Source organism: Limnobacter sp., from assembly GCF_964228395.1.
Lineage (GTDB): Bacteria > Pseudomonadota > Gammaproteobacteria > Burkholderiales > Burkholderiaceae_B > Limnobacter.
On sequence record NZ_CAXQZX010000059.1, the window covers coordinates 1 to 6,306 of the forward strand.

At 53.5% G+C, this 6,306-nt stretch carries 7 protein-coding genes and 1 pseudogene; 6 read left to right on the forward strand and 2 right to left on the reverse strand.

Annotation, left to right across the window (positions count from 1 at the left end; translation table 11 throughout):
* The 5 genes and pseudogenes from ACEQU8_RS04815 to ACEQU8_RS04835 form a co-directional block, all read left to right on the forward strand.
* Window positions 1-535, forward strand: a 535-nt coding sequence (locus ACEQU8_RS04815; protein ID WP_370261895.1) for an SbcC/MukB-like Walker B domain-containing protein, incomplete at its 5' end; no start/stop codon positions are given.
* On the forward strand, window positions 532-1,740 hold the full coding sequence (locus ACEQU8_RS04820) for a DUF3322 domain-containing protein (RefSeq protein WP_370261896.1): 1,209 nt from the start codon (window positions 532-534) through the stop codon (window positions 1,738-1,740). The genes ACEQU8_RS04815 and ACEQU8_RS04820, both read left to right, overlap by 4 nt.
* Window positions 1,741-1,787: 47 nt before the next feature.
* A pseudogene (locus ACEQU8_RS04825) lies at window positions 1,788-2,063 on the forward strand (type II toxin-antitoxin system Phd/YefM family antitoxin).
* The gene (locus ACEQU8_RS04830; protein ID WP_370261897.1) at window positions 2,063-2,311 is read left to right on the forward strand and encodes a type II toxin-antitoxin system RelE/ParE family toxin; all 249 of its coding nucleotides are present in this window, start codon (window positions 2,063-2,065) and stop codon (window positions 2,309-2,311) included. Before ACEQU8_RS04825 ends, ACEQU8_RS04830 begins: the two are co-directional and overlap by 1 nt.
* Before the next feature lie 142 nt (window positions 2,312-2,453).
* The gene (locus tag ACEQU8_RS04835; RefSeq protein ID WP_370261899.1) at window positions 2,454-2,873 is read left to right on the forward strand and encodes a BLUF domain-containing protein; all 420 of its coding nucleotides are present in this window, start codon (window positions 2,454-2,456) and stop codon (window positions 2,871-2,873) included.
* Window positions 2,874-2,893: 20 nt separating this feature from the next.
* On the opposite strand, the gene ACEQU8_RS04840 is transcribed toward ACEQU8_RS04835, so the two are convergent.
* Entirely contained in the window at window positions 2,894-3,205 is a 312-nt protein-coding gene (locus ACEQU8_RS04840) for a c-type cytochrome (protein ID WP_370261900.1), read from the reverse strand.
* A 68-nt stretch (window positions 3,206-3,273) separates the two neighbouring features.
* Window positions 3,274-4,542, reverse strand: a complete 1,269-nt coding sequence (locus ACEQU8_RS04845) for a sorbosone dehydrogenase family protein (protein WP_370261901.1) — start codon at window positions 4,540-4,542, stop codon at window positions 3,274-3,276.
* Window positions 4,543-5,403: 861 nt separating this feature from the next.
* Here ACEQU8_RS04845 and rarD point away from each other — a divergent pair.
* Window positions 5,404-6,306 (forward strand): EamA family transporter RarD (gene rarD, locus ACEQU8_RS04850; RefSeq protein ID WP_370261902.1); only part of this gene is annotated, 903 nt, incomplete at its 3' end.

Sequence of the window (6,306 nt, forward strand, 5' to 3'; positions counted from 1 at the left end):
GGTCAAGGCCATCATCGACCGTTTCCGGGGGCGCGAAGGGTTGTCAGAACAGGATCGCCGCTGGACAGCGAAAGTCACTGATGTGCGCAACTGGTTCCTTTTCGCCGCCAGCGAGCGCTGGCGTGAGGACAACAGCGAGCACGAGCATTACTCAGACTCCGGTGGCAAGTCGGGCGGGCAAAAAGAGAAATTGGCCTACACCATTCTGGCCGCCAGTCTGGCCTACCAGTTTGGCTTAGAGTGGGGGGAGGTCCGTTCTCGTTCCTTCCGCTTCGTGGTCATTGATGAGGCCTTCGGGCGCGGTTCTGATGAATCCGCCCAATACGGACTGAAGCTGTTCCAGCAACTCAATCTGCAACTGTTGATTGTGACGCCGCTGCAGAAAATCCACATCATCGAGCCTTATGTCTCCAGTGTTGGCTTCGTCCATAACGAGGGGGGGCGAGCGTCGAAGCTGCGCAATTTGCCCATCGAGGAATACCGCGCGCAGAAGGCCTTGATGCCAGCCCAATCTGCGCAGGAGTCTGAGCCGTGACTTGGACTGGCCCAAAAGAATTGAAAGCGCAGTTGGCGCGACTTTGGGAGCGCGGCGAACTGTTGCGAGACGCAGTAACAGGCAATGTGCGTTTCCCCTTACGCATGTCTCTTAAGTCCCCAACTTCAGCGGACATCACTGGTCGCTTTAACGAAGTTCGGGAATGGGCCTCCGAATTAGCCGCGACGAGCTCAGTACGCGTGGAGTGGCAGGAGCTCAAGCACCGTGTCCAGGGCGCGCAAAAGCTACCGGCTTGTGTGTGGGTCGAGACACTAGAAGATGCGTTGACCTGGTTAGGTAAGCGCAAAGATTGGGAACGCTTCTCGGCACAGCTTTCCACTACTCGGCAAACCCATCCAGCCTTGCTGCCGTGGTTGGAGAGGCGCCCGCAGCTGGCGCTGGAGCTGTCCGTCGAATGGCCTCAATTGCTGGCCGTGGTGACATGGCTCGTCGATCATCAACGTCCTGGCATTTATCTGCGGCAGGTGGATTTGCCTGGGGTTCACAGCAAATTCATCGAAGCACATCGTGGCGTGCTGGCTGAGTTGCTCGATCTGGCATTACCAGTCGATGCAGTGGATTCTGGCAAAACCGGTATCAGTCAGTTTTCTGCTCGATACGGCTTTCTGGAGAAGCCGACGCGCATTCGCTTTCGCGTTCTTGATCCGTCGATTCGGGTCATGCCCGGCTCAGTATCCCCTGACGTGACGCTGGATGCCGATAGCTTCAGTCGCTTGGATCTCGACGTGCAGCGTGTATTCATCACGGAGAACGAAACAAACTTCTTGGCCTTTCCGCCTGCATGTAATGCCATCGCAATTTTCGGTGCTGGTTATGGTTGGGATGCACTTTCCCGCAGCCGTTGGTTGAATAAATGCTCAATCCATTATTGGGGCGATATCGACACGCATGGCTTTGGCATTTTGGATCAGCTTCGTGGCCACTTTGACCACGTGGTTTCGTTCTTGATGGACAGAGCCACACTCGATGAGCACGCTGTTTTTTGGGGAAGTGAGGACAAGCCCCTCCGTGTGGACTTGCACCGACTCACGCCAGAGGAAAGAGCCCTATACAACGACCTGCGCGACAACCGCATTCGCCTTGGGCTGCGGCTAGAGCAGGAGCACATTGGCTTCCACTGGCTAGCTCATCGCCTTCATCTCCTTGATGGAGCTGGAACATACAATTCAGCCGCCTTGCCATGAGACCAAAAAAGAACCATATTCAGTCTTATTAGGTCTGGAACACTGCCATGCGCTACTCATCACAAGTCAAGCCAATCAGCTATCTCAAAGCGAATGCAGCCGAGGTTTTGGCGCACCTCGCAGAGCAGCGTGAGCCGATGGTCATTACCCAAAATGGCGAGGCGAAAACTGTCCTGCAGAACGTCGCTTCGTTCGAGGATACGCCATAGACACTGGCCTTGCTAAAGATCCTCGCGTTGGACAGTCAGGAGTTGGCCGCTGGCAAGGTCAAACCTATTGCTGATGTCGTCGCCCGCTTGCAGGCCAAGCGAGCCTCAGTCTGATGGCAGGCACATCAGCCAAGTTTGAGGTCCTGCTCACCGAGGGGGCGGAGCAGGATCTGGAGGCCATCCACGACTACATCTCCGAGTTCGACTGTGTGACCAGCGCCGACCATGGGTTGGATGAGCTGACGGACCTTGTGGAAAGCCTATCGAAATTCCCCGAACGCGGCAGCTATCCAAAGGAACTGGTTGCGCACGGACGCCGTGATATGCATTCCGTACTGGCCCACCGCCTCCTGGGTGCTTGAACTGCAACAAGCCGCTTCCACCCACCACCACGTTAAAAAATACACACATAAATGTTTAACAATTGAAAACGCAGGGTGCCAAACATTCAGATAGGCTGCACAATGCCGTAAAGCACCCAAGAACCACCTTGAGCATTTGCATATGCATGCCATCGCCTACGTTAGCTGTGCCAGCCGCCCTCTTTCAGATGATGATCTGGAATTCATTTTGTTAAGCTCGCGGATCAACAACGAGAAACATGGCATTACGGGCGTGCTACTGCATCACGACTCCAACTTCCTGCAGTACATCGAAGGCGAAAAAGACTCGCTATTGGCGGTTTACAACCGAATCAAAAGCTCCAACTGCCACCGAAACATTTTTGAAATGCTCAATGGCCCGGTTCCTCAGCGCTATTTTTCAAGCTGGAGCATGGGGTTTGCCACAGTTCCAAAAACGCTTTTGTTGAAACTTGAACAGGCCAAGTGGGCATCTCAAGTGGAAGACTTGGCAGGAGGACAGGCCCAAAGCGACGGTGTGGGCCTGCTGTTGAACTTTTGGCAATACAGTTGCAAGGTGTAACCCCCTCCGATCATCGCATTTTATTTCAGCGACAAAATGTAGTTCGCCAGCTTCAAGGCATCCTCGTCACTAACCCTGGGCTGCGCCGGCATGGGTGTGTTGCCCCAAACGCCAGCACCTCCGGCCTGTATTTTTTTGGCCAGTCGCTCGGCCGCACCCTCTTCACCTGCGTACTTCAAAGCCACCTGCTGGTAGGTTGGACCGTATTTCTTTTTGTCTTCGGCGTGGCACGCCGTGCAATTGTATTGCCGAAACATGTCGGCGTTGGCCAAGGCCGTGTTGCTGCCACTCCACAGTGACACGCCCATCAGCATCGCTGCAAACTTGTACATCGTTACATCCTCATACAAGGCAACCCCACACCAGCCAAACGCCAGCGTGGGCTGCCATCAAACATTGATTAGTTGGGTTTTACTTGGTAGATCTCACCTTCATCGGTCGCCACATACAGGCTGCCATCGGGCCCCTGCACCACCGAACGGAAGCGACCCGCAGGCATCGGCAAGGGCATGATGGTGCGCTTGGCTGTCAGGCCATCTTTGCTGATGTCCAAGAGGTCGATACGGTTGCCCACGGGTGTACCGTGAATACCAATGCCCATATAACCCACAGCCATCAAACCATCCCAGTCTTTCCACTGTTTGCCGCTTAGGAACACACCCGAGGACATGCCCTGCGACAGGTTCTCGTTATTCCAAGCGGGTTTCATCGCATCCGGGTAAGTTTTGGTGTCGGTCATGGGCATGAAGGCGGCACGCTTTACGGGCTCCATGGCCCCCATCTGATTGGGGCTGTAGCCGCAATATGCGTCTGGACAGTCACCACGACCACCAACATTGGGTCGAGGGTCCCACCCTGCGTTGCCGCCATTGGTCAGCACGGTGACCTCATCAGAATGCCAGGGTCCATTTTCTGCTGTAACGGCCTGGTGTGTGCCTGGGCGAAATGCAATGCCTTGAGGGTTGCGGTGCCCATAGGTAAACACGCGTGCATCAAAGCCTTTTGGCGGCTTGTTACCCGCTGCAGCCTTGCCATCGCGGTCGATTCGAAGCACCTTGCCGCCCATTCGGGTTGGGCTTTGAGGCACCGCGCCATTGTGAATGTCACCGGTGGTCACATACAAAAAACCGTCACCGGGGTTGAAGCGGATTCGACCACCGTTGTGTGCACCGGAAGATCCGAACGGGTGATCACTTGGGCCAGTCTTGTAAGGGATATCGTCAACGATGTCTTTGCGATCACTGACCTTGTTCATGTCGGCGTTCAACTTGAGTCGAATCACGCGGTTGGTCTGCGGATTCGACATGCTGGATGTGGAATACACATACACAAATCGGTTGTTGGCAAAGTCAGGATCCACCGCCACGCCGTTCATGCCGGCTTGGCCGTCACAAAACAGGTCGGACATGGTGTCTGCGTAACCCTTGCTGTCCTTCATGCCGAGTAGCTTGTTTACGGTGCCATCGGGCAAGCGAACAGAAAGACCGTGGCACTTCTCGGTAAACAGCATGGCCCCCTTCGGCGTGAAGGCCATGTCCCAAGGGTTTTCAAGTTTGCTTAAAACGGTATTGGCAGTAAGCGTGGGGGCGGCAGCGATGGCTGTGCCTGCAATCGTCAAACTCGACGAGGCAAACACGGCGCATGACAAAAATAATTTTAACTTCTTCATTTTGTCTCCTGATCTCTGAAACGTGCGTGCAGATGTTGCACGCGTTGAACATTGCACGAATCAGGAGAAGGGTCAATATGGCCAAACCCTAGCCATAAAGAGGGGAACGAGTCCTTTGATCAAGCGCGCTTACTCAGGCTCACGCCTGTTTCTAAACAAAATTCGCACAAAGGCATTCGTGTTTTGCTCACCAGGTTGCTTCACATGGTTTAACAATTCCCCCATCCACACACCACACCACACGGTGAACAATCCCACCGCAGCCAAAGCCCCACCCAGAAGACATAGCAACCAACTTGAGCCAGCGTGATGCAACGCACACACCGTGAGTGCGCTCAGCACCCAGATTAGAAGGAATGACGATTTCATTGAATTTTCTCAGCTTTTTCTGCCAGTCTGCTTCAAACCGGCGTTTTTACAGGTTAGCCCTGCTTGACCAAAGCCCAACACCAAACATAAATAGTGCAACGCAGCATGGAACTTGAGCGTTGCCGATATTACCTAAAACAGTAAAACAAGGCGAGAAAATGTAATAAGAATTTTCATTCTATTAAAATAGTAAATCTTTTAAAAATAAACGTTCTGTTCAACCCGGAAAAACACTTTTCAGCCTAATCTTTTGAGCAACAAACATGTCACGGGCCCAAACCGTGCGGTCAATCTAATACTTTAAATACACCTCTGAAAATATTTAACAGTTTATCCAACGGCAAAGCACTCCGCCAAGCCGCTGACCTAGACAAAGCAGCACCGCGAGTACCATCCAATTATGGTTAAATCCTGTTAACTTTTTGCGACAGTGTCATCACATCGCCGTCCCATGCACCCATAATCATGCGATTCACTTTTTGATACGCCATCATGACCAGGGGAATGCTTCTTTCAGTGCTGGCCTCTATGCTGTTTGGGGTGCTCTACTACTACTCCAGCTTGCTAGAGCCCCTCACTGGCGAACAAATCTTTGGTTGGCGCATGTTGCTTACCTTCCCCGCCATGACCTTGTTTTTGTGGCTCAGCCGCGATTGGGACCTGGTTGCAAAACTATTCCAAAGAATATGCCAGTCGCCCAAATTAGTACTGGCTTTGCCTGCGAGCGCTACGCTGCTGGCCATTCAGCTCTGGCTCTTCATGTGGGCCCCCTTGCACGGCAAAGCACTGGAAGTGTCTTTGGGCTACTTCATGCTGCCCCTGAGCATGGTGCTGATTGGCCGCTTTTTGTACCAGGAAAGGCTTAGCAGCCTTCAAACCGTGGCTGTCGCACTGGCCTGTGTCGGCGTTGTACATGAATTGTGGCGCACTGCCAGTTTCTCTTGGGCCACACTTTTGGTGTGCCTTGGCTACCCCTATTACTTTATTTTGCGGCGAAAAATTGGCACTGACCATTTGGGCGGCCTGTGGTTCGACATGCTGTTCATGCTGCCCGTCGCAGCCTGGTTTGCCTTCGATCTTCAAGGTGACTTTGTAGACACCTATTTGCATCACAGCAAACTCTTTGCGCTCATTCCCTTGCTTGGGCTAATCAGCGCCAGCGCCCTGGTGGCGTACATTGTGTCTAGCAGGTTGCTGCCTTTCGGTCTGTTTGGTCTGCTGGGCTATGTGGAGCCCGTGCTGTTGGTGTTTGTGGCGCTTCTGCTTGGCGAGTCCATCGACAAAAACCAATGGGCCACCTACGTGCCCATTTGGGCTGCGGTGGTATGCCTGGCAATCGACGGGGTTCGAATGACGCGCGCCAAGTCCGGATCTTTGTTAAAGGCCTCGGTGAAG

Bases quoted from the DNA above. Each gene is read 5' to 3' on its own strand.
- ACEQU8_RS04835 (WP_370261899.1), top strand. From the start codon at position 2,454: ATGCATGCCATCGCCTACGTTAGCTGTGCCAGCCGCCCTCTTTCAGAT.
- ACEQU8_RS04830 (WP_370261897.1), top strand. From the start codon at position 2,063: ATGGCAGGCACATCAGCCAAGTTTGAGGTCCTGCTCACCGAGGGGGCG.
- ACEQU8_RS04845 (WP_370261901.1), bottom strand. From the start codon at position 4,542: ATGAAGAAGTTAAAATTATTTTTGTCATGCGCCGTGTTTGCCTCGTCG.
- ACEQU8_RS04840 (WP_370261900.1), bottom strand. From the start codon at position 3,205: ATGTACAAGTTTGCAGCGATGCTGATGGGCGTGTCACTGTGGAGTGGC.